Annotated in this window: 23 protein-coding genes; 14 read left to right on the top strand and 9 right to left on the bottom strand. The window is 73.8% G+C overall.

The window, feature by feature from the left end; genetic code table 11:
- The first annotated feature begins 3 nt into the window (after nucleotides 1–3).
- A complete protein-coding gene (locus ACWCP2_RS17210) occupies nucleotides 4–237 on the top strand; it encodes a ferredoxin (protein ID WP_450909407.1) in 234 nt (77 codons plus the stop codon).
- A gap of 129 nt (nucleotides 238–366) precedes the next feature.
- Here ACWCP2_RS17210 and ACWCP2_RS17205 read toward each other — a convergent pair whose 3' ends face one another.
- The gene (locus ACWCP2_RS17205; RefSeq protein ID WP_450909406.1) at nucleotides 367–2,115 is read right to left on the bottom strand and encodes a cation:proton antiporter; all 1,749 of its coding nucleotides are present in this window, start codon (nucleotides 2,113–2,115) and stop codon (nucleotides 367–369) included.
- Nucleotides 2,116–2,279: 164 nt separating this feature from the next.
- A complete protein-coding gene (locus ACWCP2_RS17200; RefSeq protein WP_450909405.1) occupies nucleotides 2,280–3,314 on the bottom strand; it encodes a BtrH N-terminal domain-containing protein in 1,035 nt (344 codons plus the stop codon).
- Nucleotides 3,315–3,426: 112 nt separating this feature from the next.
- Between ACWCP2_RS17200 and ACWCP2_RS17195 the strand changes: the two genes are divergently transcribed.
- A complete protein-coding gene (locus ACWCP2_RS17195) occupies nucleotides 3,427–3,780 on the top strand; it encodes a DUF1304 domain-containing protein (protein WP_450909404.1) in 354 nt (117 codons plus the stop codon).
- Nucleotides 3,777–4,376 (top strand): TetR/AcrR family transcriptional regulator, encoded by a 600-nt coding sequence (locus ACWCP2_RS17190; protein ID WP_450909403.1) that lies wholly within the window; start codon nucleotides 3,777–3,779, stop codon nucleotides 4,374–4,376. Before ACWCP2_RS17195 ends, ACWCP2_RS17190 begins: the two co-directional genes overlap by 4 nt.
- A 37-nt stretch (nucleotides 4,377–4,413) precedes the next feature.
- Here ACWCP2_RS17190 and ACWCP2_RS17185 read toward each other — a convergent pair whose 3' ends face one another.
- Nucleotides 4,414–4,959 (bottom strand): AAA family ATPase, encoded by a 546-nt coding sequence (locus ACWCP2_RS17185; protein WP_450909442.1) that lies wholly within the window; start codon nucleotides 4,957–4,959, stop codon nucleotides 4,414–4,416.
- Nucleotides 4,960–5,055: 96 nt separating this feature from the next.
- Nucleotides 5,056–5,262 (bottom strand): cold-shock protein, encoded by a 207-nt coding sequence (locus ACWCP2_RS17180; RefSeq protein WP_388495703.1) that lies wholly within the window; start codon nucleotides 5,260–5,262, stop codon nucleotides 5,056–5,058.
- 223 nt (nucleotides 5,263–5,485) lie between these two features.
- On the opposite strand from ACWCP2_RS17180, the gene ACWCP2_RS17175 reads away from it, so the two are divergent.
- A complete protein-coding gene (locus tag ACWCP2_RS17175) occupies nucleotides 5,486–6,535 on the top strand; it encodes an isopenicillin N synthase family dioxygenase (protein WP_450909402.1) in 1,050 nt (349 codons plus the stop codon).
- Here the strand turns inward: ACWCP2_RS17175 and ACWCP2_RS17170 are convergent.
- The gene (locus tag ACWCP2_RS17170; protein WP_450909401.1) at nucleotides 6,453–6,821 is read right to left on the bottom strand and encodes an HGxxPAAW family protein; all 369 of its coding nucleotides are present in this window, start codon (nucleotides 6,819–6,821) and stop codon (nucleotides 6,453–6,455) included. The genes ACWCP2_RS17175 and ACWCP2_RS17170 overlap by 83 nt on opposite strands.
- A gap of 163 nt (nucleotides 6,822–6,984) precedes the next feature.
- Between ACWCP2_RS17170 and ACWCP2_RS17165 the strand changes: the two genes are divergently transcribed.
- Nucleotides 6,985–7,479, top strand: a complete 495-nt coding sequence (locus tag ACWCP2_RS17165; RefSeq protein WP_450909400.1) for a MarR family transcriptional regulator — start codon at nucleotides 6,985–6,987, stop codon at nucleotides 7,477–7,479.
- A gap of 79 nt (nucleotides 7,480–7,558) precedes the next feature.
- Nucleotides 7,559–9,061, top strand: coding sequence for a DEAD/DEAH box helicase (locus tag ACWCP2_RS17160; protein ID WP_388495697.1), 1,503 nt, complete (start codon nucleotides 7,559–7,561; stop codon nucleotides 9,059–9,061).
- Between the two features lie 149 nt (nucleotides 9,062–9,210).
- On the opposite strand, the gene ACWCP2_RS17155 is transcribed toward ACWCP2_RS17160, so the two are convergent.
- The gene (locus ACWCP2_RS17155; protein ID WP_450909399.1) at nucleotides 9,211–9,756 is read right to left on the bottom strand and encodes a hypothetical protein; all 546 of its coding nucleotides are present in this window, start codon (nucleotides 9,754–9,756) and stop codon (nucleotides 9,211–9,213) included.
- A 206-nt stretch (nucleotides 9,757–9,962) separates the two neighbouring features.
- Here ACWCP2_RS17155 and ACWCP2_RS17150 point away from each other — a divergent pair, with 206 nt between their 5' ends.
- Nucleotides 9,963–10,952 (top strand): hypothetical protein, encoded by a 990-nt coding sequence (locus ACWCP2_RS17150; RefSeq protein ID WP_450909398.1) that lies wholly within the window; start codon nucleotides 9,963–9,965, stop codon nucleotides 10,950–10,952.
- A gap of 49 nt (nucleotides 10,953–11,001) precedes the next feature.
- On the opposite strand, the gene ACWCP2_RS17145 is transcribed toward ACWCP2_RS17150, so the two are convergent.
- A complete protein-coding gene (locus ACWCP2_RS17145; RefSeq protein WP_450909397.1) occupies nucleotides 11,002–11,538 on the bottom strand; it encodes an SRPBCC family protein in 537 nt (178 codons plus the stop codon).
- 54 nt (nucleotides 11,539–11,592) lie between these two features.
- Nucleotides 11,593–12,618 carry an NUDIX domain-containing protein gene (locus ACWCP2_RS17140; protein ID WP_450909396.1) on the bottom strand — a complete coding sequence of 342 codons (1,026 nt, stop codon included), beginning with the start codon at nucleotides 12,616–12,618 and terminating at the stop codon, nucleotides 11,593–11,595.
- A gap of 287 nt (nucleotides 12,619–12,905) precedes the next feature.
- Here ACWCP2_RS17140 and ACWCP2_RS17135 point away from each other — a divergent pair, with 287 nt between their 5' ends.
- From ACWCP2_RS17135 to ACWCP2_RS17105, 7 genes are all read left to right on the top strand, one after another.
- Nucleotides 12,906–14,672 (top strand): VanW family protein, encoded by a 1,767-nt coding sequence (locus tag ACWCP2_RS17135; protein ID WP_450909395.1) that lies wholly within the window; start codon nucleotides 12,906–12,908, stop codon nucleotides 14,670–14,672.
- Nucleotides 14,673–14,945: 273 nt separating this feature from the next.
- Nucleotides 14,946–15,389, top strand: coding sequence for a hypothetical protein (locus ACWCP2_RS17130; RefSeq protein ID WP_450909394.1), 444 nt, complete (start codon nucleotides 14,946–14,948; stop codon nucleotides 15,387–15,389).
- Between the two features lie 97 nt (nucleotides 15,390–15,486).
- The gene (locus ACWCP2_RS17125) at nucleotides 15,487–16,152 is read left to right on the top strand and encodes an NAD(P)-dependent oxidoreductase (RefSeq protein WP_450909393.1); all 666 of its coding nucleotides are present in this window, start codon (nucleotides 15,487–15,489) and stop codon (nucleotides 16,150–16,152) included.
- Nucleotides 16,153–16,258: 106 nt separating this feature from the next.
- Nucleotides 16,259–18,178: an RNA ligase family protein gene (locus ACWCP2_RS17120; protein WP_450909392.1), complete on the top strand. Its 1,920-nt coding sequence runs from the start codon at nucleotides 16,259–16,261 to the stop codon at nucleotides 18,176–18,178.
- Nucleotides 18,178–21,066, top strand: coding sequence for a poly(A) polymerase (locus ACWCP2_RS17115; protein WP_450909391.1), 2,889 nt, complete (start codon nucleotides 18,178–18,180; stop codon nucleotides 21,064–21,066). The genes ACWCP2_RS17120 and ACWCP2_RS17115 overlap by 1 nt, the downstream gene beginning before the upstream one ends.
- A 357-nt stretch (nucleotides 21,067–21,423) precedes the next feature.
- Nucleotides 21,424–23,625 carry a discoidin domain-containing protein gene (locus tag ACWCP2_RS17110; RefSeq protein ID WP_450909390.1) on the top strand — a complete coding sequence of 734 codons (2,202 nt, stop codon included), beginning with the start codon at nucleotides 21,424–21,426 and terminating at the stop codon, nucleotides 23,623–23,625.
- A 125-nt stretch (nucleotides 23,626–23,750) separates the two neighbouring features.
- The gene (locus ACWCP2_RS17105) at nucleotides 23,751–24,824 is read left to right on the top strand and encodes a DUF1996 domain-containing protein (RefSeq protein ID WP_450909389.1); all 1,074 of its coding nucleotides are present in this window, start codon (nucleotides 23,751–23,753) and stop codon (nucleotides 24,822–24,824) included.
- Between the two features lie 141 nt (nucleotides 24,825–24,965).
- Here the strand turns inward: ACWCP2_RS17105 and ACWCP2_RS17100 are convergent, their stop codons facing one another.
- On the bottom strand, nucleotides 24,966–25,883 hold the full coding sequence (locus ACWCP2_RS17100; RefSeq protein WP_450909441.1) for an NADP-dependent oxidoreductase: 918 nt from the start codon (nucleotides 25,881–25,883) through the stop codon (nucleotides 24,966–24,968).
- Between the last annotated feature and the right edge of the window lie 164 nt (nucleotides 25,884–26,047).

Genomic DNA, 26,047 nt, shown 5'->3' with positions numbered 1-26,047 from the left:
CCGGTGAGCCCCACGGGCCCCACGGGTCCCACGCGTCCCGCCGGCCGCGTCTCCATCGACACGGCCGTCTGTATCGGGGCCGGCCAGTGCGCCCTGACGGCGCCCGCCGTGTTCACCCAGGACGAGGACGGCTTCGGCGCGGTGCTGCCCGGTCGCGAGGACGGCGGCGGCAGCCCGCTGCTGCGGGAGGCGGCGCGCGCCTGCCCGGTGTCGGCGGTCACGGTCGAGGAGGTCTGAGCGGGCCGGGTCGCCGCCCCGGCCACCGCGGTCTCAGGGCGGCGCGGCCCGGCCACCGCGGTCTCAGGCCGGTCGCGGCCCGGCCAGCGCGGCGGTCTCAGGCCGTTCGCCGCCCGGCCACCGCGGTCCTCAGTGCCGGGCAGCCGCGCCCAGCCGCTGGAACATGGCCTCGTCCAGGTCCAGCCCGCGCTGGGCCTGGTTGATGGCCTGCGAGCTGTAGATCCCGGTCGAGCGGGCGGCCAGTACGGCGTCCCGCGAGGCCGCGATCACACCGAGCCGCAAGTCCACGTACTGTTCGCGCGCGCCGTCCATGACGACGGGGACGTTCTTCTCCCCGTCCGCACGGTCGAGCCGGGCGTCCTCGCGGACCTTGGCGAGGATCTCGGGCGCGTACGGGCTTCCGTCGTCCCGGACCAGCCCGGGCTCCTCCAGTACGGCCCGGCCGGCGGCGGCGACCTCGTCCAGCAGCCGCCGGTACTCCTCCTGGAAGCGGGCCGGGTCGTCGCCGGAGATCTTCACCGACCGGATGACGGCGGGCAGCGTCAGGCCCTGGAGCAACAGGGTCGTGGTGGCGACCACGAAGGCGATGAGCAGCAGCTGGGGGCGGTACCGGGTGTCCTCGGGCAGGGTCTGGGCCGCGGCGACCGTGATCGCCCCGCGCATTCCGGCCCAGGCCAGGGCCACGCCGCTGCGCCAGCCGAGGCTCTCGTTGACCTTGAAGTCGACGTCGGCCGAGACCCGGGTGACGCGTTGCTTCATCTGCTCCCTGCGGCGGGGCGACAGTTCCCTGCGGGGCCGCAGCGGGTTGTCCGGCTGCTCGGACTCCGGGGCTCCGAGCCGGTCCATCAGCCAGTCGAGGCGGGGCTTCTTCTCGGCGGCCCGCTGCGCGTCCTTGCGGAGCGAGGCGATGAGCGGGGCGACGAACACCATGCGGGCCACGATCACCAGGGCCGAGGCCGCGAGGCCGATGAACAGGGCGCGCCAGGCGCTGAGCCCGTCCGCGGCGACCTGGTCGAGGAGCCCCTTGAGGCCGAGTCCCATCAGGAGGAAGATCCCGCTTTCGAGCAGGAAGGCGAGGGTGCGCCAGTTCATGGCCTCGGCCAGCCGGTCCTGGGCGCTGAGGAAGCGCGGGGCCTGGTGGCCGGTGACCAGCCCCGCGACGACGACCGCGAGGACTCCGGAGGCGTGGAACTCCTCGGCCGGCAGGAAGGCGACGAACGGCACGACGAAGGAGATCGCGGTGTTGAGCAGGCTGTCCTTGAGCAGGGCGCGGACCCGGACGTTGACGAGGCCCACGACGAGGCCGACGGCGGTGGCGAGGGCCACGGAGAAGAGGAAGTTCCCGGCGACCCCGGCCAGGGAAACCGTTCCTGCCGTGGCCGCGATCGCGGAGCGCAGCAGCACCAGCGCGGAGGCGTCGTTGACGAGGCCTTCGCCCTCCAGCATGGTCAGCAGCCGTGACGGGAGGCCGAGCTGTTTGCCCATGGAGGTGGCGGCGACCGCGTCGGTGGGGCTGACCACGGCGCCGAGGGCGAAGGCGGCCGGCCAGCCGAGGCCCGGCATGAGCCAGTGGAAGAGCCAGCCCGCCCCGAGGGTGGTGACGGCCACGAGCAGCACCGCGAGGCCGCTGATCGCCTTGATGTTGCGGCGGAAGTCCGACGCGGGCATGTTCACGGCCGTGGAATAGAGCAGGGGTGGCAGCACGCCCGCGAGGACCCACTCCGGCTCGACGGCGAGCGCCGGCACGCCCGGTACGAAACTGAGGGCGATGCCGACGACCACCAGGCTCAGCGGGGCGGCGAGGCCGAGCCGCTTCGAGAAGGCGGCCACGGCGACGATGCTGCTGACGCCGACGATCGAGACGAGGGTCATTTCCATACGCGGTACAGGGCCTTAGTGGTGGTCGGGGAGGATTTGTCCACCGTACGCTCGGCGGTTTCACGGCGTCAAAAATTGAGCAGATCAACCTTTGATGCGACCCCGACCCGCCTGCCCCGCCCGCCTGCCCCGGCCCGCCCGCCCTGCCCCGCGCACCCCGTGCTTCACGCGGCCGGCGCGGCCTCCGGCAGCAGTCCGACCGCCTGCCGCTCCAGCACCAGTACGCCGTCCACGAGCTCGGCGCAGGCGTCGAAGAGCTCCCGCCGCCCCGCGGCGTCCGCGGCCGGGTCGGCCGTACGGGCCAGCTCCGCGAGCCGCGACCACTGCCGCCCGGAGTCGCGGAAGAGCGCGGCCGCCTCGCCGTGTCCGGCGAGGTCGAGGAAGTCCGCGTACAGCGGCCGGGTGGCGCCCGGTGCGGTCCACTCCTCCTCCAGGCAGGTGTGCAGCCGCCGCGTTCCCAGGGCGAAGGCCTCGGGAGTGGCGAAGCGGCGCTCCCAGCCCGTCTTCGTGCTGGTGTCGCGCAGCTGCGCGGCGAACTTCTCCATGCCGGAGAAGCCGAAGTTGACGTCGAAGTGGTTGCCGAGGACCGGTCCGGTGAGGCGGGAGACCGTGGCGGCGATCGCCGCGTCCAGGTCGGGTTCGCCCGCGGGCTTCCCGGTGGTCACCACCATCTGGTGGCGGCCCTTCTTGTGTCCGCACCAGGCGGCGCCGAACTCCTCGCGGCCGATCGCGTAAGGGGTCCCGGCGCCGTCCAGGCCGGCCGCCGGGTCGTCGATCAGGAAGGTGTCGCCGTCGTGGCCGACCACGGCCACCACGTACGGATCGGCGGCGGCCAGCTCCGCCATCGGGGCGGGGCCGTGCCAGGGCAGGGCGGACCGGTCGACGGTGCAGAACACCGGGGCCCCGGCGTCGAGCGCCGCCTCGACCCGGTGCCAGCGGGGCTTGGCGCTGCGAGTGGCCTCGTACGGGATGCGCAGGCGGCCGAGGGCGACCTGGACCCAGGGGTCGGGGTGGGCCTGGGCGACGATCGTCGGCATGGGCGGCCTGCCGGCGTACTCGAACACGAAGTACATGAAGCCGATGCCGCCCGCCAGGCCCGCGACCAGGGCCTCTTCGTGCACGCTGCCGAGCGCGTGCCGGATCAGCGTGGCCTCGCGGTGGTGTCCGGGGGCGAAGTCTTCATATACGAGCGCAGTCATGCGGTCAGCGTAGCCGCGCCGCGGACCGCCGGACGCGACCCGACTTCCTGTACAGTTGTCCAGGAAGTCGGCGGGACCGCCCTCCGCTCGCCCCGCACCCCGGGAGGTGGCCGTGCACACGGTCGCAACGATCCTCATCGGCCTCGTCGCCGCGCTGCACGCGTACTTCCTGGTCCTGGAGATGTTCCTGTGGCAGCGGCCGCCCGGCCGCGCCCTGTCCGGGTTCGACGCCGAGACGGCCCGCCTGACCGCGCCGCTCGCCGCGAACCAGGGCCTGTACAACGGGTTCCTCGCGGCCGGGCTGGTCTGGTCGCTGGTCATCGACTCCCTCGCCACGCAGGTCTTCTTCCTCGTCTGCGTGATCGTCGCCGGGGTGTACGGGGCCGCCACCGCCAACCGCCGCATCCTCCTCGCCCAGGCCCTGCCCGGCGCCCTCGCCCTGGGCGCGGCGCTGCTCGCCGGATGAGCTCCCGCACCGGCTCCCCCACCGACCCCCGTACTGACCCCCGCACCGCCCGCACGAAGGCGCGGCTGCGCGAGAGCCTCCTCGCCGCGTGCGCGGACCGGCCGCTCGGCGAGGTCAGCGTCTCGGCGGTGGTCCGCGGGGCGGGCGTCGGCCGGGCCACGTTCTACCTGCACTACGAGGACCTCACCGCGCTGGCGGTGGACGCGTGCGCCGACGTCGTGCACGCGGCGGTCGACGCCCTGCACGCCTGGCAGACGGAGCCTTCGGCGCCGCCCCCGGCCCGCCCCCCGGCCGCGCTGGCCGGCTTCCTCGGCGGCGCCGCCGACCGGGCACCGCTCTACCGCACCCTGCTCCTGCCGGGCGGCGGCGGCCCGCTCGGCGAACGGCTGTACCGGGAGCTGCGCGAGCGCAGCCGGGCCGAGCGCGCCGCGGTGGGCGCCCCGCGCCCCGAACTGGTGGCTTCGGCCGTGGCCGCCACCTTCACCGCGGTGCTCGCGGACTGGCTGCACGGCGACCTGCCGGCCGGCCTGACGGACCCGGCCGCACTGGCGGACCGGATCTGGCTGCTCCTGGTCGCCCTGCACCGGGCGGGGTGATCCCCGCGGCGGGCAAGGGCTCAGCGGTCGGTGACGGTCAGTGATGCGGCGTCGATCCGTCCGGGGCCTCCGTCGTCAGCCCGGTCTCGGCCATGACCCGGGTGACGGTGTCCTCCAGCGAGTGCTCCGCCCCGATGACGCTCTCCCAGTCGCCGGACAGCAGGTCGAGCGGCCGGTACCACTCCCGCATGTCCGCCTCGCCGTAGTCGGCCGCCCGCGGGGTGCCCGCGTGCCGCCGCAGGGTCTCCTCGAAGGGCACGTCGAGGTAGTAGAAGTGCGTCGGCCCGCGGTGGGCACGGCGCAGGGCGTCGAGCATGGGGCCGTAGCGGTCCGCGGAGAGGATCCCCTCGACGATCACGTGGAAGCCGTGGTCCAGCGCGTAGCGCGCCACGCTGCCGATGAGTCCGATGTTCGCCGCGCCGGGCGTGTCCCGCTCGCGCAGGACGGTGCGGCGCAGGTTGTCCTGGCCCACGAGCGCCAGGCCCCGGCCGTGGCGGTCCCGGATGCCCTCCGCCAGGGAGGATTTGCCCGCGGCGGAGTTGCCGCGCAGCACGATCAGCCGGGTGTCCGGCGTGCCGGTCATCATCCCGCCCACGCTACCCGTCCGCTCCGGACGTGCGTGAGCCCCGCCGGAGGACCGGGCGGGGCTCACGTCACGGGCCGGGCTCGTGAAGCGGTGCTAGCCGATGGTGACCACCTGCTCCGCCTGGGGTCCCTTCGGCCCCTGCGTCACGTCGTACTCGACCTTCGCGCCTTCCGCCAGCTCCTTGAAGCCGGTGGTCTGGATCGCGGAGAAGTGCACGAACACGTCGGGACCACCGTCGTCCTGCTGGATGAAGCCGAACCCCTTCTCCGAGTTGAACCACTTCACGATGCCAGTTGCCATCTGTACTGATCCTTCACAACGTTCCACCGGCCGCACACGCGGCCGGACCCGATCCTGCCCATTGATCGGCCCGAGCACACGCCAAGCGCGGCCAACCGGGGTGCTTCCGGATATTCGAACTTTCCTCCGCCCCGTCCGTGAAACGGGGGAGCAGGCCTTCGCACGGGCCCTGGGAAGGGCACACGGCGGGGCGCTTCGAAGGAGTCTTCGAGAGGGGACGGACATGGGCGAGCTCGCGACGTTCCGGGTGCCGGCTCGGATCACGGGAACGACGGCGGACAACATGCTCGGCGGGGCGATGGTCCGCGCCTGGCAGCGTGACGGCATCTTCCAAGTGGCCGTCGACGGACGGCAGGAGGCCCGTACGCGGGCCGCGCTGGCGGCGAGCCGGCGTTTCTTCGCCCGGCCCGCGGCGGAGAAGGCCGCGTACGTCAACGACACCTCCTACAGCGGCTATGTCGCCTCGGGCGAGGAGGTGACGGCCGGCCGGCCGGACGCCTCGGAGATCTTCACCATCACTCCCGACATTCCTCCGGCGGCAGCCGCCGGCCTGCCCTGCCACGGCCCGGTCCCCTGGCCCTCCCCCGGCTACCGCGCCGCCATGGAAGCCTACTTGGCGGGTGTCGGCGGGCTCGGCGAGCGGCTGCTGCGGCTCGTGGCCCTCGGGCTCGGCCTCGGTCCGGCCGGCATCGACCGGCTCGCGGGCCCGACCCGCGGCGGCTGGCACCACATGCGGGTGCTGCGCTTCCCCGCCGCGCAGCGGACATCGGAGCGCGGGATCGGCGCCCACACGGACTACGGGCTGCTCGTGATCGCCGCCCAGGACGAGGTGGGCGGACTCTTCGTACGGCCTCCGGTGGCGGGCGAGGACCGCCCGCGCAACTGGCTGCCGGGCGAGAGCACGGCGGGCTTCGCCGAGGACCGGCCCGGCTGGATCCCGGTACCGCCCGTGGCGCGGGTGCTGACGGTGTTCCCCGGGGACATCCTCCAGTTCATGACCGGCGGCGCGCTGCTGTCGACCCCGCACCGGGTGCGGCTGGCGGACCGGGAGCGGTACGCCCTGGCCTACTTCCACGAGCCGCGCTTCGCTGCCCGGATCCGCCCCCTCGACCCGGCGCGGGTCCAGCCGGGCGGGGACGGCGGCGCCGGGGCCGCGGTGATCCACTACGGGGAGCACTTCACCCGGATGTTCATGCGGTGCTATCCCCAGCGGGCAACGACGCGGCGGATCGAGAGCCGGGGACTACTGCGGCAGCTCGCCGCGGCCCGCTGAGCCGGCAGCCCAGGCAGTCGGCGTGACCGGAGTGCGCGACGGTGTCGCGGACCCGCCAGTCCCACTGGCTCTCCGGCCGGGGACCGCTCGGCTTGCCCCAGCCGGCGAGGTGCAGGAGCCAGGTGGTGAGGCCGGCGGCCACGACGACCCCCAGGCCGATCCAGATGCCGGGGGTCCAGGAGGCGCACAGGGCCGCGCCCGCCACCGCGGTTCCCACCAGCGCGATCGCGGTGCCGGTCCAGCCCGCCACGGTGTGGCCGAGGTCCACGTGGCCGTGAGCACTCATCGGTCTCCCCCTGTTTCTCGTTTGCCGCTGCGTTCCGCTGCGTCCGCTGCTTCGTCTGCTTCGTCCGCAGCCCGGTCGGTTCAGTAGGCTCGAATGGCGTTCTCTTACGGAGAAAGCCATTTATCTCACGAGCTAAGTAACTTAGATGCTAAGGAGTAACCGCGTGCAGGGCAAGCCCCGCCCCGCGGCCACGGTCCAGGAAGCGCTCTCGCGCATGGACCGGTACGTCGCCCTCGGCATCGTCGGCCAGCAGGAGGTGGCGCAGCTCCTGGGGCTCAACGTCACCGACCTGACCTGCCTCGGCCACATCCTGGGGGCCGGTGAGGACCCGCTCGGCGCGGGCGACCTCGCCGAGCTGACCAACCTCACCACCGGCGCGGTGACCGGGGTGCTCAACCGCCTGGAGCGCGCCGGGTACGCGAGCCGCCAACCCGATCCCGCCGACCGGCGCCGGGTGCGGGTGGTCGCGGAACCTGCCGCCGCCGCCCGGATCTTCGCCGTCTACGAGCCCTTCTACGCCCGGCTCGGCGCGGTGTTCGCCGAGTACACCCCCGACGAGGTCGCCGTCATCGCGGACTGGTTCGGGCGGGCGACGGCCGAGGTCACCGCCCATCTGGACCGGGTACGGGCCGGGGAACTCGGGCCGGTGGCCCCGTAGGCCCGATGGTAAAATTTGCCTTTTGGCGACGTTCGCGTCGCGCTCCCGATCATCTTGTGCGTCTCACGGAAGGTTCTGCATGAAGAACCCGTCACCTCATGGGCGCTTCGGCATCAAGCCCGGAGCGAAGGCAGGCCCGAAGGGCGGTGCGAAGGGCGGCGGGAAGACCCCCCGGACCCTCGGCCCCCAGGGCGAGTACTCAATGCCCCGGACGACCACGCCGGCGCTGCCGCCGGTGGAGTCCTTCTCGGAGCTCGGCCTGCCCCCTGAGCTGGTGACGACGATGGCCGACCAGGGGGTGGCGCAGCCGTTCCCCATCCAGGCGGCGACCCTCCCCAACTCCCTGGCGGGCCGCGACATCCTCGGCCGCGGGCGCACCGGCTCGGGCAAGACGCTGGCCTTCGGCCTGGCCCTGCTGGCCCGTACGGCGGGCCAGCAGGCCGATCCGAAGCGGCCGCTCGCGCTGGTCCTCGTACCGACCCGCGAGCTGGCGCAGCAGGTGACCGAGGCCCTGGCCCCGTACGCGCAGGCCCTGAAGCTGCGCATGGCCACGGTCGTCGGCGGACTGTCGATCGGCAAGCAGACGGGCGCGCTGCGCACCGGCGCCGAGATCGTGGTGGCCACCCCCGGGCGGCTCAGCGACCTCATCGGCCGGCGCGACGTGCACCTGGAGCGCGTGAAGATCGTCGTCCTCGACGAGGCCGACCAGATGTGCGACATGGGCTTCATGCCGCAGGTCACCGAGATCCTCGACCAGTGCCACCACGCCGGTCAGCGGATGCTGTTCTCGGCCACCCTGGACCGCAATGTGGACCAGCTCGTCCAGCGGTACCTGAAGGACCCGGTCGGGCACTCCGTGGACCCGCAGTCCGCTTCGGTGTCCACGATGGACCACCACGTGCTGCACATCCACGCCGCCGACAAGGTCTCGGCGGCGACCGAGATCGCGGCGCGCGAGGGCCGGGTGCTGATGTTCCTGGACACCAAGCACGGGGTCGACCAGTTCGTGAAGCACCTGCGGGCCATGGGCGTGCGCGCCGAGGGGCTGCACAGCGGGAAGTCGCAGCCGCAGCGCACCCGGACGCTCGGGCAGTTCAAGGACGGTCTGCTGAACGTCCTGGTCGCGACCAACGTCGCCGCCCGCGGCATCCACATCGAGGACCTCGACCTCGTGGTCAACGTGGACCCGCCGGCCGACAGCAAGGACTACCTGCACCGGGGCGGGCGCACCGCGCGGGCCGGCGAGTCCGGCAAGGTCGTCACCCTGGTCACCCCGAACCAGCGGCGCGACATCGTCCGGCTGATGGCCGACGCCAAGATCCGGCCGACCATCACCCAGGTCCGTTCCGGCGAGGCCGCGCTGAGCCGCATCACCGGCGCGAAGGCCCCCTCGGGCGTTCCGCTGGCCGGCGCCGCGGCCACCGACGCCAAGGGCCGGCCCTCGGGCTCGGACCTCGGCTTCCGCGGGATCGGCACCCGGCCCGGACGGCCCGGCAAGGGCAAGGAGTCCCGCAAGACCATCGAGGCCCGGCAGGCCGCCGAGGCCCGCGCGGCGGCGCGGGTGCGGCGCGGCACGAAGTAGCGCCGGGCAGCAGGACGGGAGGGCCGTGACCGCGGTGCGGTCACGGCCCTCCCGTGCGTCCGGGTACGGCGATCCGGTCATGAGCCGAAGGCCACGAGCCGCAGGCCACGAGCTCGGAGGTCACGAGCTCATTCGGTGCCCACCGCGGGTCACGAGCCGACCGCGGCCCGCCGCAGCAACCGCTGCGCCGCCGCGTTCCGGACCCGGCGGGTCCGGGCACCCTCGGCGAGCAGCCGCAGGGCCTCCTCCGCGTGCAGGGAGCGGGCCGCCGTGCCCTGGCACCAGTCGGAGGCGGCGAGGAGTTCCTCCGCGGACCACGGCTCGCCCCGTGTGACGGCCTTCAGCAGGGTCCACTCGCGCAGGCGGCGCGCCGCGAAGGTGCGGCCGCCGAGGACCGCTCCCACGGCCTGAGCCCAGGCCGGGAAGGCCTCGTCGGCCAGCAGACCGGCCGCCCGCCGGTCGAGGTGCGTGACCACGGCGCTCTCGGCCATCACCCGGTCCGGGTCGCGCAGGACGGCGGCCACGGCCTCGGCTTCCGCGGGCCGGCCTGAGACGGCTGCCAGGGACTCCAGGTGCCGGGCGTAGCGCCAGTGCTCGGACGGTGCGTTCACCGCCGCCGCGCCCGTCGTCCCGTCGATCCGGGCGGGTGGGCGTTCCGCGCCGCCCTGGCTGATCTGGTACTCACTTCTCCCCATGCCGCCATTCCACACGACACGGGTGAACGAGACGTTGTCAGGGTGGCATCAAGGCGCCGGACGACGTCCCGGCGGGAGGCCGCAGACCCGACGAGACCGACATCACCGCAGGTCACAGGAGCATTACGTGATCATGGCGCGTCTTGTGCCCCGTGAGCGGCGCCTGTGGGATGGCCCGGACCGAGAACAGAGGGTGGGGACCGAACATGTCGGATCCGGTGGACTACATCACGAGACTGCGGGCGGAGGCACAGGACCCGAACCGCGAGGAGGCCTTCCTCGCGGACCGGCGCCGCCAGCGCCGGCGGCGCGCCTCCGTCGGAGCCCTCGCGGCCCTGGCACTGGCCGGCCTCGCCACGTGGCTGGTGACCAGCACCGGGCCCCGGCCCGCCGACGAGCCCTACGCCCCCGTCGCACTCGAAGAGGCGCTGTGGCCCGACGCCTGGCCGGCGACGACCAACCTGCCGCTGCGCGGCTCGCCGGCCCGTACCTGGGCGACCGACAGGGAGGACCTCCCGCTGCCCGTTCCCGCGACGGTCGGGTCCCTTTCCCCGCAGCAGGTCACCGAAGGACTCCGACGGGCAAGGGAGTTCGTGGTCGCCGCCAACCTGGACCCGGAGGTGCTGCGGGGCGGGCAGCCCACCGCGGCCCTGGAGCTGCTCGATCCGCAGGAGCCCGCACGGGCCCGGCTGACGGAGCACCTGCGCTCCCCCGGCCTTCCCGACGGCGATCCCACCGAGATGTTCACGCGCTTCGATCCCGCCGAGCTCACCGTGGCGGACCGGGGCGTCCGCGTGCGCGGCCGGATGTCCTTCGCGCCGGGCGGGGTCCCCGGACAGCTGCGGATCCGCGCCGACTACACCTTCGTCTACGCCCTGCGGCGCGCGGAACCGCTCTCCGAGCCGGGACCCGTGCCCGACACGGAGGAAGTGGCGCGGGTCGTCGTCCGCAGACAGCTGGTCCTGCTGTACTCCCCGGCCGGGTCCCCCGGCGTCACGGCCGGGAAGCTGGTCGCGGCCGACTACCGCCGGCAGCTCGGCAACCACGACTGCGGCACGGCCGACGGCTTCGTCCACCCCTACTTCTCGAAGGAGGCGAAGACCGCCGACCGGCCGTGGCCGGTGGTCGACCCGTACGACGAGAGCACGGAGATCCCCGCGGGCCCGCCGCGCTGCACCGTCCCCTCGCGCACCTGACCTGGTCCGGCGGGACCGCGACCCGCCCGGGCCGGGGCCGGCCCCGCGCTCAGGTCCGGGGGCCGTGGCTCTCGTAGCCGCCGGAACCCTGCTCGTTCTCGTGCCCCTGCTCCGGGAGCGGGGCACCGGTCTCCAGGAGGGTCTTGAGGCTGGAGGCGAGCATCGGCCAGGCGCGGGCGCACATGCCGATGAGGGTGCCGCCCGGTTCGAACCCCTCGTGCAGGATGGTGAGCCGGGCGAGGGTGTCACCGACCGGCTCGATCTCGTACGTCACCTTCGTGCGCCGCTCGCGGGCCAGTTCGGCGCGCAGCTCCTCGCCGATGCCCACGGAGGCGGCCCACTGCGGGGTGAAGGTGTGCCAGGTGTAGGAGAGCAGCCGCTCCGGTACGCACTCCAGCACCACCTGCTCCGGATCGCTCGTCCGCGCCCCGCGCTCGACCCAGTCCATGGTCGAGCCCACCCGCCAGTCGGTCTCGAAGTCGAGCCCCCAGTAGCGGCGGGTGAACGCGGGCTCGGTCAGGGCCTGCCACACGCGCGCGGGGTCGGCCTGGACGTAGACGGTGTAGGTGATCGCAGTCTCGCTCATCCCCTCATGCTGCGGGACCGGGGCCCGTGGAGCGGGGATTGAGCCGCTCCGCGCTCACCAGTGGCAGCCTTCGGCCGGGAGTTCCGTCGGTGGGGTGCGGGCCGGCGCCGGCAGGGAGAGACGCTCGCGGGCGGCGTGGACGGCGGCGAGTTCCTCGTGGCCCGCCGGGCCCCAGTCGCTGAGTTCGCGGACCTGTTCGGGGGTGGCCAGCAGCCGGGCGTACGCCGGGTCCGGGCCCGGGGGCAGCGAGGTGAGCCGGGCCGCGGTGCGCGGATGGGCGCACTGGTCGGCGTACCGGTACCCGAGAGGGAGCGCTCCCGCGGTGCGGGCATGCGTGGGGGGCGGGAGGTGGGCGGAGCCGGTGGCGCGGGCGACGAGCAGCAGGACCCGGCCGTCCGGGGCGAAGAGCCAGCCGGCGGGGTCCCCGGGCGTCAGGTGCGCGGGGGCCGGGCCCGGGTGCCAGGTGCCGTGCAGGGGGACGCGGCGGGTGCGCAGGACGCCGAGCCGGTCCAGGGCGGTGGGGTCGGTGGGGCGGCCGTCCTCCAGCAGGGCGGCGCCGCCTCCGCCGATCCGGGCCCGCAGGGCGGACAGGGCGCGGCGGGCGTCGCCCGCGTCCATCAGGGCGGGCAGTTCGGCCGGTTCGGCGAAGTCGATGCCGGTGATCTCCTGTGCGGGGAGGCGGACGGAGTCGATGCGCTCCCGGGTCCACGTGCCGCCGTCGAAGACGTGCAGGATCTCGCCGGGGAACCGCATCCCGGGCGGCATGCCGGGCGCGTCGGCCGGGATCCAGTCGACGGCGAGGCCGCGCGGGTAGCGGCCCTCGACGCCGAGCTCCTCGTACATCTCGCGGGCGGCGGCCGCGGCCGGTGCCTCGCCGGCGTCCACGGCGCCGCCGGGGAGCAGCCGGTCGGGGCGGTAGTCGACGCTCTGGACGAGGACGCGCCCGTCGGCATCGGTGACGAGGACGACGGCGCCGGTCCAGAGGGTGGCCCGGGAGGCCCCGTACTCCTCCGGGGTCATCCACGTGCCGGGGCGCGCGGGCGTGTCCTCGGTCACGTCCTCGTGGGTCAGCTGCGGCATCGCACTCCATTCACCGTAGGGGCACCGCGGGCGCACCGTGCGGCCCCGGCACGGGGGCGTCGCGCGGCCATCGCGCGTGCCTCGCCGGGGCGTTGCGGACGGGTGGACCCGCGGGCTGTGCAACAGCGCGGACGGCCCCCGGGTTACGGAGATCAACCCTTTCCCCTTTGCCACCCCTATACCTCCTTATTACCTGGTTACATGGATCTTGCTACGTTCCCGGTGCGGACTGGCGGCATGAAAACCGCCGGTCCGACCACGTCACCGGACCGAGGAGAGACCCGCTCATGCGACGCGCACCCCGTACGGGCACCCGCGCGGCCCCCGGCAAACGGTGGACCGTCCCGGGCGCGGCGGGGGTGGCCGGCGGCGTCGCGGTCCTCGGCTTCGGTGGGCTGTACGCCGCGGGCCTGCTGCTGGCGGGCGACGACATCGCCACCGGTACGAAGGTGCGCGGTGTCGACATAGGCGGGATGAGCCGCGCCGAGGCCCGGCAGACCCTGAACCGTGCGCTCGGCCCGTCCGCCGCGGCCCCGCTCGACCTGCGGATCGGGGAGCGGACCGAGAAGGCGCAGCCGGCGACGCTCGGTCTGTCCCTGGACACCGGCGCCACCGTCGACCGGGCGGCCCGCTCCGGTTCCGGCCCCGCCGAGGTGATCGGCCGGCTGTTCTCCTCCGGTGATCCCGATGTGGAGCCCGTGGTCCGGCTCGACGAGAAGGCGGCCCGCTCCGCGCTGGACGGGCTCGGCGCGAAGACCCGGCAGGAAGCCCGGGAGGGCTCGGTCTCCTTCGAGAAGGGCAAGGCCAAGGCGGTGGCCCCGGTCACCGGTACCGCCCTCGATGTCGACGGCTCCCTCGGCGTGCTGCGCTCCGCCTACACCGCCTCCTCCCGCCCTGGGGACGGCGGGGAGCGCGGCGGGCCCGTCGTCCTTCCCGTCCGGAGCACGGAGCCCCGTATCGGGCGGCAGGAGACGGAGCGGGCCCTGAAGGAGTTCGCCGAACCGGCGGTGTCCGCGCCGGTCACCCTGACCGTGCAGGGCAAGCGCATACCCGTCGGCCCGGCCGTCCTCGCCAAGCACCTCAGCCTCAAGGACGACGGCCGGGGGCGCCTCGCGCCCGGCCTCGACGCCAAGGCCCTGCTCTCCGACCCGGAGCTGGCCGGGCCGCTGCGGCGGGCCACGCCGGGACCGGTCGAGGCGAAGCTGCGTACGGACTCCGCCGGCGCCGTCTCCGTCGCCGAGGAGGGCCGGACCGGACGCCGGGTCGCCGAGGAGGGCCTGTCCGCCGCCGTACTGCCGCTGCTGACGCGGACGGGCGCGCCGGAGCGCACGGGCGAGGTCGCCACGGAGGAGGTCCGGCCGAAGCTGACCGCCGGCACCGTCGGGCAGCTGGGCATCAAGGAGGAGGTGTCCTCCTTCACCGTCGAGTTCGAGAAGGCCCCGTACCGCACGACGAACATCGGGCGGGCCGCGGAGCTGATCAACGGCTCGCTCGTCCTGCCCGACGAGACGTGGAGCTTCAACCGCCGCGTCGGCGAACGCACGAAGGAGAACGGTTTCGTCGACGGCCTGATCATCAACAACGGCCAGTACGAGAAGGCCGCGGGCGGCGGGGTGTCGGCAGTGGCGACCACGGTCTTCAACGCGATGTTCTTCTCCGGGGTCAAGCCCGTCGAGTACGGGGCGCACTCCTTCTACATCGAGCGCTACCCGGAGGGCCGCGAGGCCACCGTGGCGTGGGGCAGTCTGGACCTGCGCTTCGCCAACGACTCGGGCAAGGCCCTCTACATCCAGGCCGAGGCGACCGACACCTCGATCACCATCACCTTCCTGGGGACGAAGAAGTACGACGAGATCCGCGCGGCCAAGGGCCCCCGGACGAACGTCAAGCCGCCCGTCACCCGCACGGACACCGGCCCGAAGTGCGAACCGCAGTCCCCGCTGGAGGGCTTCGACGTCGCCGTCGACCGGGTGTTCGTGAAGGGCGGGCAAGAGGTCAAGCGGGAGACGATGAAGACCCGTTACACGCCGAGGGACAGCGTGACCTGCGGCTGATCCGTCCCGGCGGGGAATCCGGACCACCCGTGCGGGTGAGCGCGTGCGGGGATGCGGGCGTGCGTCGGGCAGGGTGGGCGGATGGAGTCGCGCCGGGGACCGAGGGTGCCCCTGATCATCGTCGCGCTGGCCGTGGCGGCCGGCTGTCTGACCGGATGTGTGACCGTGGGGCCGGCCGGAACCGGGCCGGGGTCCGGGGGCGGTGCGGGTACGGGGCCGGGGACGGTCACGGGGCCCGGGGCAGGTGCTGGGCCGGGAGCAGGTGCTGGGGCCGTGCCGACGGTGGTGCGGACGGGCCTGCCCGGACCGGCGGAGGTGGCCGGGCCGCTGGGGGCGCTGCCCGAAGTCGCGCAGGACGCGGATCCGATGGCGGTACGGGGAGCGGTTCCGGCGTCGGAGGCGGGCCCGGATGCGGGCTCGGAGGCGGGCTCGGAGGCGGGCTCGGACGACGCCTCCGCACCCGTGCCCCGGGCCGTGGCCGCCCGGCAGCCGGACCCGCCCCGGCAGCCCGCCGTCCGGGAGCGCAGCCGGGTGAAGCCCGCCGTTCCCCGGCACCGGCCGGAGCGGCCCCGGCGGGCCGCGCCGAAGAAGCCCGCGGCGCCGGCCGCGAAGGCGCGGCGCACCCGGCCGGCGCCGCGGCGTACGTACGACATGGCACCCCTGTGCGCGGCGGCCCGGGGCAGGGTGGACCCGGCCATCGTCGCGCTGTGCCACTGACCGCGTGGCGCTGCCGGGTGCGGGAGGCGGGATTCGCTTGGATGGGCCCGGCGGACCCCGACCGGGGCCCCTCCAGCCTCCACCTCCAGGAGTGGCCATGGCGAAGATCGCTCTCTTCGGCGCGACCGGCACCATCGGATCCCGGGTGATGCACGAAGCACTCGGGCGCGGACACCAGGTCACGGCCGTCGTGCGCGATCCCGCGCACTTCGCCGAGTCCGAAGCCAGTTCCGCCGACGTCACCGTCGTACGCGGCGACGTCCTCGACCCCGCGTCCGTCACCGCGGCGGCCACCGGGCAGGACGTGGTGGTCAGCGCGTACGGTCCCGGTTCCGGGGATCCCGGCACGCTCGTCGCCGCGGCCAAGGCACTGATCGGCGGCGTGCAGACCCTCGGCGAGGACGGGCCCCGGCCGCGCGTGGTCACTGTCGGCGGTGCGGGGTCCCTGCGCACCCCCGGCGGACCGAAGGTCTGGGACCAGGCCGGGATCCCGGAGCCGGTGCTCGCCCTCATGCACGCCCACGGGGACGCCCTCGACTTCCTGCGGACGGTTCCGGTGGACGAGGTCCACTGGACCAACCTCAGCCCGGCCGCCACGATCGAGCCGGGCACCCGGACGGGCACGTACCGGCTGGGGCTCGACGAGCTCGTGGTGGACGACGACGGCAGGAGCCTGATCTCCACGGAGGACTTCGCGGTCGCGCTGCTCGACGAGATCGAGCGCGACGCGCACGCGGGCAGGCGTTTCACCGTCGGGTACTGACACCTACCGGCTGCCGTACCGCCCCGACGCCGATATTCGCTGGTCCGGGCGGGTTCCGCCTCCCTAGAGTGGCCGGGCACCAGCCCCGGCCCGCAGGGAGCGGATCATGCGCACGCACTACCCCCGGACCCCGCACCTGCCCTGGTCCCCGGGTGCGGCGTCCGACGACGTGCGCACCACCGGGCCCGGCATGCTGGCGGGGTTCGCCGGGCGCGAGGTCGTGGTCACCGAGAAGCTCGACGGCGAGAACACCACGCTCTACGCCGACGGCCTGCACGCGCGGTCGCTCGACTCGGGCCACCATCCTTCGCGGGCCTGGGTGAAGGGTCTGCAGGGCCGCATCGGCCCCGGAATACCGGCCGGTTGGCGGGTGTGCGGGGAGAACGTCTACGCCCGGCACTCGCTCGCGTACGAGGAACTCGACGCGTGGTTCTACGGGTTCTCGGTGTGGGACGGCGACCACTGCCTGGACTGGGACCGGACGGTGCTCTTCCTGCGCGGTCTCGGGGTCCCGGGGCCGCGCGTCCTGTGGCGCGGGGTCTTCGACGAACGGGCGCTGCGCCGGCTCCGGCTCGACACGGCGCGGCAGGAGGGGTACGTCGTCCGCACCGTGGCCGGCTTCGACCGGGCCGACTTCGGGCGCCGCGTGGCCAAGTGGGTGCGGGGCGGGCACGTGCAGACGGACACGCACTGGATGTACGCCCAGGTCGTGCCGAACGGGCTGGGTCCGGCGGCCGCCCTGTGGGACGCCCGGTCGGGCGCGGATCCGGACGCGGCCGGGCTGCTCCGGGCGGTGGGAGCCGACACCCTGGCCGCGGCGGCGGGAGTCGAGGGGCTGGTCGCCGAAGTGGCGGACCGCATCGACGGGTTGGGCGTGCGCAGGTCCGGAGAGGAGCGGCTGGCCGGACTCCTGGCGGCGGCCCTGCACGGCGTACCGCGAGCCGCCCTCGCCTCCCGGCTGGCGGCCGGACCGCTCGGGATGGCCACCGCACGGCGGGTCGCGGACCTGGTCGGCCTCCAGCCGGCGCTGCGCAGGCCCTTCCCCTACCCGGACACGGAACGGCGCGCGGGGCTCGTACGGATGGCGGAGGCGGCCGACTTGGGGGTACTGCACGCGCTGGCGGGCGCGGTGGCGGGGGCGGGAGCGGGGGCGGGAGCGCTCTCCGAGGCCGCCGAGTGCGTCGAGTGGTCCGCGCTGCACGCCGAGGAGGCGGGGCTGCTCGGGCCCTCACCCCTGGAATCCCTGCGGACCGGGCTCCGAGAGGCTCTCGCCGGAGCCGGAGCCGGAGCCGGAGCGGGCGACGGGGACGGGGACGGCGACGGAGACGGGAACACGACCGCCGTCGGCCGGATCGGCGGGGACGCCGCCGACCGGTGCTGGGCCGAGGCGCGCCAGGCCTACGGGCAGGGCAGACTGACCGGCCCCGAGGAGGCGGTCGCGGCAACCTGGCGGTGGCGGGACGGCGGCTCCTTCCCCCGGCTGGTGCAGTTCTGCGGGCCCTCGGGCAGCGGGAAGAGCACGTTCGCCCGGAACCTGCCCGGGGTGGAGACCTCCATCAGCCTCGACGACCTGCGCGGAGCCCGGGGTGCGCGAGCCGACCAGCGGGACAACGCGGACGTGCTCCGCGAGGGCCTCGACCGGCTGGACTCCGCGCTCGCCGCGGCCGCGCGGAGCGGCGGCACCGTGGTGTGGGACGCGACCTCCCTCACCGCGCAGCAGCGCGCTCTGGCCGGCACGGTCGCGCGGCGGCGCGACGCGCTGGTCACCCACGCCGTGCTGCTGGTCGGGGAGGCGGAGCTGCTGCGCCGCAACTCCACGCGCGCCCACCCGGTGCCGGAGCCGGTGCTGACCTCGCAGCTGCGCCGGTTCGCCCCGCCGTATCCCGGTGAGGCGCACCGGACTTGGTACATCGGGGCGGACGGAACCGTCGAGGACACGGCGGGCACGATCGGCGCGGCGGCCACCGCGGCGGCCAGTACGAAGGCCCTCTCCGCAAGCCGCCCGGTGAGCCGCGGGGAGAACTGATGCGTACCAGTGAGGAGCTCTACCACCAGGTCCGCTGGGACCCCCGCTTCGATCCCGCCCGGTTCACCCTGGGCCTGCTCCAGCGCGGAGCCGCCCCGAAGCGGGTGCCCCTCCCGTCCTTCGTGCCCGGCGGCGACATCCCCTGGCACCGGGTGCTGTTCGTGGAGGCCGACGGCGAACTGGTGTGGGACCGGGCCACGGGCGTCGACGTCATCGACAGCACCACGGCCGGGCGGGTCCGCGCCCCGCGGCTGCTGCGGGCGCCGTTCTTCACCGCACGAACCCCGTACGCGTGGGACGCGTCCGGCGGCGGCGCGTGGCGGGTGGTGCCGGAGAGCGCTCCCCGCAGCCAACCCCCTTCCACCGTAAGGCTGTTGACGTGGAACACGCTCTGGGACCGGTACGACGCCCCGCGCATCGCCACCGAGCGGCGCAGGCCGCTGCTGCTGGCCGACCTGGCGGCGGCCGACGCCGATGTGATCGCGCTCCAGGAAGTCGAACGCGACCTGCTGCGCATGCTGCTCGCCGAGTCCTGGATCCGGGCCGGGTACACGGTCGCCGCCGACCCGGGCGGCCGGGACGTGGCGGAGAGCGGGCTGCTGGTGTTGAGCCGGCTGCCGGTGCGGGAGGCGGGCGTTCACGTTCTGGGTCCGCACAAGGCGGTCGTCGCCGTGACCGTGGACACGGCGGGCGGACCGCTGGTGGTCGCCGCCACGCACCTGACGAGCGATCACACGGAACGCGGCGGGGACCGGCGCGGCATGGAACTGAGTCGACTGACCGACGGGTTGGCCGGAATCGAGGCGGCCGGCGTGGCCCTGCTCGGCGATTTCAACGACGGCCGGTCGGGCGCCGGAGGTCCGGCGGCGGTACTGGGCCTGCGGGACGCGTGGACCGAGGTGCACGGGTCGCACGACACCACCCCGACCTTCGATCCGATCGCCAACCCCCTCGCCGCGGTGGGGTCGCTGTCGGGCCGGGCCGCCCGCCTGGACCGGATCCTGCTGCGTTCGCCGCAGGCGCGCGTGGCACGGGCCGCGCTGCGCGGCGACTCCCCTTCGGCGGACGGCCTGTTCATCTCCGATCACTACGGCGTCGAGGCAACCCTGGACTTCGACCCGGCGGCCGGCGCGGGCTCCGGGCACGCGGTGCTGGACGTCCCCGCCACCTCACGGACGGCGGTGGCCTGGCTGCCGCCGGAGGACGAGGCGGTGGAAGCCCTGCGCCGTGCGCACGACCAGCAGGCGGAGCGCTGGCCCGCGCATGTGAATCTGCTCTTCGGCTTCGTACCGGAGTCCTCCTTCGAGGCGGCGCTGCCCCTCCTGGCCGAAGCGGCGTCGCAGTCACCCGCGTTCACGGCGCGGCTGGAGGGCGTGTACGGCTTCGGCCCGACCCTGTGGCTGGATCCGGCCGCGGCCGGTGACACCCCGTGGCAGGAGCTGCGCCGGTCCCTGGCCGCTCGGTTCCCGGGCTGCCGGGGCCGCGCCGAGGGGTTCACGCCCCACCTGACACTGGGGCGCAGCTCCGATCCCGTACGCGCGGAACGTGAGTTCACGGCCCGCCTCGGCGGTGGCCGCCCGGCGCGCGTGGAGTCGCTGGCCGTCCTGTCCCGGCGCGGCGACGGCCGGATGGAGATCCGCGCGACGGTCCGGCTGGGCACCGGAGAAGCCGGCTGGACCCCGGAGCCGGAGCCCCCACGCCCCGTGACACCCCACCCGGGCGGCACGGGGCCCCTTGCAGCAGGAACGGGGACAGGAGGCGCCCCCGGGGCCGGGGCCGACGCCGCGGGCCTCGTGGCACGGGTCGCGGCCGCGCTCCCGGAAGGGGTCGTGCATCTGGCCGGCTCGCGCCGGATCGGCTGTGCGCTGCCCGGTGCGGACGTGGACCTGGTCGTGGCGCTGCCCGGAGCCGTCGGGGCGGCGCAGGTGCGGGCGCGGGTCGCCTCGGCCCTGCCCGGGGCGGAGCGGCTCCGCGAGGTGACCGGCGCCCGGGTGCCGGGCCTGCGGTTCGGCGTCGACGGGCTGGACGTGGACCTGGTGGTGGTCGCCACCGGAGCGGCGCCGCCGGACCGGGCCGTCGCCCGGCGGATGGAACTCGGCGAGGCCGCGGCGGTGGCACTGAGTGCGGTGAGCGATGCCGAGGCGGTACGGGACTTCGTGGGCCCGGAGCACGCGGCTTTCGCCCGGCTCGCGCGCGAGGTCAAGGCCTGGGCCCGGTCCCGGGGTCTGGACTCGGCGCCCTTCGGCGGCCTGCCCGGTCTCGCCTGGTCCGTACTGGCCGCCCGCACCGTCCGCTCCGCCCCCGACCTCTCCCCCGGCCCCCTGCTCCGCGCCTTCTTCGCCACCTGGGCCGCCTGGGACTGGCGCACCCCCGTGAGCCTGGCCCCGGCGGAGCAGGGCGAGGGCCCTGGCAGCGAGGACCCCGTCACGGTGCTGACCCCGTCCGCCCCGGTCCGTAGCTGCACCGCCCAAGTCACCGCGGGCATCGCCGATTTGCTGACGCGGGAGCTGTTCGCCACCTGGGAGGCGCTGGAGCTGAGCCCCGCGGCGCGGCCCGCCCCCGCAGCGCCTGCGCACCGCCGGCACGCCGCCTGGGCCGTGGTCACCGTGACGGGCCCGCGCCCCGGGGACTTCGAGGACAACCTCGGCCGCACCCGCGGTCGGCTCCGCGCCCTGCTCGGCACCCTGGCGCAGGCGGGGTTGGCGGAGGCGCACGCCTGGCCCCGGCCCTTCGAGCGGACCCCGGCCCTGGCCCGCTACGCGATCGGCCTCGGCCACACGCCGCCGGACGCGAACACCCTGGCGGCCCTCGCCGCGCCCTGGTCGGCGACGCTCCCCGGCACCGAGGTGACGTGGGCGGACTGCGGCACCGTACCCGACCTTTCCTGACCTTCCCGGGCCGTCCCCGGCCTTCCCTGACGACAAGTAACGAACGCACGGCAGCACCGGCCGGGCCATCGGACCCCACTCCCCGAACGCGGCGAAGGGTTCTCGGCCGGAGCTCCGTCCCGCCCCTGACGGGCACGGCGGGACGGAGCGGTCAGAGCATCAGTAGAGTCGGGCAAAGTTTTTTCGTCAACACTTTTCACAAGGATTGAAGAAACTCCAAGTTCACAGGCCTGATGCTTGTTTGATACGTCATTGGATCTTCAGTTCATGAACGCTCAAACCCTTGACGGCCCAGGCGCCGGGCAGTTCACTCACGCTTCGATCCCCCCGGATCCACAACGTCAGGAGTAGCCCCGCATGCCCCTCCTCTCCGCTCACCCTCCCCACCCATCGCGTCATCCCTCGCGCCGCCCCTCGCGTCCGTCCCGGCTGACCGTGGCTTCTCTGGCCGGCGCCCTCGTCGCGGCCCTCCTCGTGCTCCTGCCGAGCACCGCGGCGACCGCCGCGCCCACGCTCCTCTCCCAGGGCAAGCCCGCCACCGCCTCCTCCACCGAGGGCGCCGGCACCCCGGCCTCCGCGGCCGTCGACGGCAACAACGGCACCCGCTGGTCGAGCCAGTTCTCCGACCCCCAGTGGATACAGGTCGACCTGGGCGCGAGCGCCCAGCTGAGCCAGGTCGTCCTGCGCTGGGAGACCGCCGCCGCGAAGGCGTACCGCGTCGAGCTGTCCACGGACGGCGCGAACTGGTCCACGGCCTACTCCACGGCCAACTCCACCGGCGGGGTCGCGACCCACGACATCACCGGCACCGCCCGCTACGTCCGCGTGTACGGCACCCAGCGCACCACCGGATACGGCTACTCCCTCTGGGAGTTCCAGGTCTACGGGACCACCGGCGGCACCGGCCCGCAGCTCCCCGGCGGCGGCGACCTCGGCCCCAACGTGATCGTCTTCGATCCCTCGACGCCGAACATCCAGGCCAAGCTGGACCAGGTCTTCGCGCAGCAGGAGTCGGCGCAGTTCGGCTCCGGGCGCTACCAGTTCCTCTTCAAGCCGGGCACCTACAACGGCCTCAACGCCCAGATCGGCTTCTACACCTCGATCTCCGGCCTCGGGCTGAGCCCGGACGACACCACCATCAACGGTGACGTCACCGTCGACGCGGGCTGGTTCGGCGGCAACGCCACCCAGAACTTCTGGCGTTCGGCCGAGAACCTCGCGCTCAACCCGGTCAACGGCACCGACCGCTGGGCCGTCTCCCAGGCCGCTCCGTTCCGCCGGATGCACGTCAAGGGCGGACTCAACCTCGCCCCCTCCGGCTACGGCTGGTCCTCGGGCGGCTTCATCGCCGACTCGAAGATCGACGGCCAGGTCGGCAACTACTCGCAGCAGCAGTGGTACACCCGCGACAGCTCCATCGGCGGCTGGTCCAACGGCGTCTGGAACCAGGTCTTCTCCGGCACCCAGGGCGCACCCGCACAGAGCTTCCCGGAGCCCCGCTACACCACCCTCGACACCACCCCGGTCTCCCGCGAGAAGCCGTTCCTCTACCTGGACGGCTCCGAGTACAAGGTGTTCGTCCCGGCCAAGCGCACCAACGCCCGCGGCACCTCCTGGGGCAACGGCGCGCCGCAGGGCTCCTCGATCCCGCTGAGCCAGTTCTACGTGGTCAAGCCCGGCACCACCGCCGCAACGATGAACCAGGCACTGGCCCAGGGTCTGCACCTGCTCTTCACCCCGGGCGTCTACCACGTCAACCAGACCATCCAGGTCAACCGTGCGGACACGGTCGTCCTGGGCCTGGGCCTCGCCACCATCGTCCCGGACAACGGGGTGACGGCGATGAAGGTCGGCGACGTCGACGGCGTGAAGCTGGCCGGTTTCCTGGTCGACGCGGGCCAGGTCAACTCCCCCAGCCTGCTGGAGGTCGGCCCGGCCGGCACCACCACGGACCACGCGGCGAACCCGACCACCGTCCAGGACGTGTTCATCCGCGTCGGCGGCGCGGGCGCCGGCAAGGCCACGGTCGGCATGGTGATCAACAACCACGACACGATCGTCGACCACACGTGGATCTGGCGCGCCGACCACGGGGACGGGGTGGGCTGGGAGACCAACCGCTCCGACTACGGGTTCCGCGTCAACGGTGACGACGTCCTGGCCACCGGCCTGTTCGTCGAGCACTTCAACAAGTACGACGTGGAGTGGAACGGCGAGCGCGGCCGCACGATCTTCTTCCAGAACGAAAAGGCGTACGACGCCCCCAACCAGGCCGCGGTCCAGAACGGTTCGGTCAAGGGATACGCCGCCTACAAGGTCGCCGACTCGGTCAACACCCACGAGGGCTGGGGCCTGGGCAGCTACTGCTACTACAACGTCGACCCGACGATCCGTCAGGACCACGGATTCGAGGTCCCGGTGAAGCCGGGCGTGAAGTTCCACGACATCCTCGTGGTCTCCCTCGGCGGCAACGGCCAGTACGAGCACGTCATCAACAACACGGGCGCGCCGACCTCCGGCACCTCGACCACCCCCTCCACCGTCGTCTCTTTCCCCTGATCAACCCCTGACGCCCGGTTCGCGGGGCGGCCACCGGCCGCCCCGCGTTTTCCGGGGCAAGCGAGAGAGCGCTCTCCCAACCCCGCGCCCTCTTCCCCCCTCCCCCAGAAGGAGCTGAAGGAACGATGCATCTCCGACCGCGGACCCTGTCCGCGCTCCTGGTCTCGGCGGCCATCGCCGTGACCGCGGCCGCCGGTCTCGGCGCCACCACGCTCACCGCACAGGCCTCGCCCGACACCGGCGCCGTCCACATGAACATGGACCACTCCGCCGTGGCGGCGGTCGCCGGGGGCGACGACCCCGACGGCGACGGCTACATCCCGGCCGTTCCGCAGGTCACGGGCGTCACCCCGTCCTGGAACAACCCGCCGGACCGGTACTTCCACGAGTTCCAGGCCAACTGTTCCGTCACCAAGACCGCGCCCGACGACCCGATCGTCTTCGCGGGCCGGCCCGGCGCCTCGCACGACCACACCTTCATGGGCAACACCGGCACCGACGGCAACAGCACCACCGCCTCCCTGAGTGCCGGCAGCACGGCCTGCACCGCGCTCGGCGACCTGTCCGGCTACTGGATGCCGACGCTCCTCAACGGCAACCAGAAGGTCCTGCCCACCGGCCCCCAGGTCATCTACTACAAGACCGGCGTCACCGACTACACGAGCGTGCGCCCCTTCCCCAAGGGACTGCGCTTCGTCGTCGGCAGCCCGACCCAGACCGCGGCCGAGTTCCGCGCGCACAAGGGCTGGGTCGAGGGCTGGGAGTGCGGTGAGAGCTTCAAGAACACCGAGTTCCCGGCGAACTGCCCCGCCGGCAGTCAGCTCAACATCCGTATGCAGTCCCCCAGTTGCTGGGACGGCAAGAACCTCGACGTGCCGGACCACAAGGCGCACATGGCCTACCCGGTGACCAAGCCCGGCAACAACGACAACGTCTGCCCCGCCTCCCACCCGGTCGCGGTTCCGATGGTCGAGTTCAAGATGGCCTTCCCGGTCAGCGGTGACATGTCGCAGGTCAGGCTGTCCAGCGGGTCCGGCCACACCTTCCACTACGACTTCTTCAACGCGTGGGACGAGCGCACCCTGAACGCCATGGTCGAGCACTGCATCAAGGGCGGCCTGCAGTGCAACAACCGCGGCTACGACCAGTTCCACCCGGAGGCCGGCACCGTGCTCGGCCCTGACGGCCGCCTTCCGTAGCGCGACCGCTCCTCCCCCACACCCACGCGCCGCCCGGACCCGAACCGGGCGGCGCGTGCTCGTACGCCCTTACGCCCGTACGCCCTTACGCCCGTACGCCCGTACGCCCGTACGCCCGCGCACCAGCACGATCAGGCGGGCTCAGAGCTCCAGGACGATCTTCCCGGCGGTGTGGCCCTCCTGGCTGAGCGCGAAGGCGGCCGCCAGTTCCGCGAGAGGGAAGGTCTCCGCGACGTTGACGGTGAGCTGCCCGGCGTCGGCCAGCCGGCCCAGCTCGGCGAGGTCGTCGCCGACGGGCCGCACCCACATCCACTGGCCGCCGGAGCCGAGCACGGTGTGGTCGGCGATGGAGGCGTGCCGGCCGCCCTCGGCCAGGACCGCCAGGGTGGTGTCGAGGACTCCCCCGACGAAGTCGGCGACGACGGTGACCCCCTCGGGCGCCAGCTCCCGGACCCGCCCGGCGAGACCGTCCCCGTACTCGACGGGTTCGCAGCCCAGCTCGCGCAGCCGGTCGTGGTTGCGGGCCGAGGCGGTGCCGATGACACGGGCCCCCAGCGCGCGGGCGATCTGCACGCCCATGGAGCCGACACCGCCCGCGGCTCCGTGCACCAGGACGGTGTCCTCCTTGCCGGTGTCCAGGCGCGTGAGCAGCTGGTACGCGGTGAGGCCGGCCAGCGGCAGCCCCGCGGCCTGCTGCCAGGTCAGGGAGGCGGGCTTGGGCGCGAGGGCCCGTACGGGCACGGTGACGAACTCGGCGAAGGTGCCGCCGTGGACGTAGTCCTTGCGGGCGTACGCGATGACCTCGTCGCTCGCGGTGAACTCGGGGGTGTCGATGCCCGCGTACTCGACGGTGCCGGCGACGTCCCAGCCGGGGACGACCGGGTACACGACGTCCATCAGGCCGTCGAGCCCGCCCGCCATGATCTTCCAGTCGACGGGGTTGACGGAGGCGCACCGGACGCGGACGAGAACCTCGCCGGGCCCGACCTTGGGCACGGGGATCCGGGTCTCGGAGAGCACCTCCACTCCGCCGTACGTGTCGTACGTCATGGCCCGCATGGTGCCCTCTTGGTCCTCGGACATACCTTCTCGCCTCTCCGTGAGCCGTGCGTCTGCCCCCGCCCCCATCCCACCACGAAGAGCCGCGTCCACCCGGGGAGGAGGAGCGGGCGCGGCGCGGCGGGAATTAATTCACGCTGTGAGGTAAGCCTCGGCAAAGGCTC

This window comes from Streptomyces sp. NPDC002104 (genome assembly GCF_053593795.1).
Note: the sequence above shows the minus strand (reverse complement) of the source record. Positions and strands in the feature narration are given on the sequence as shown.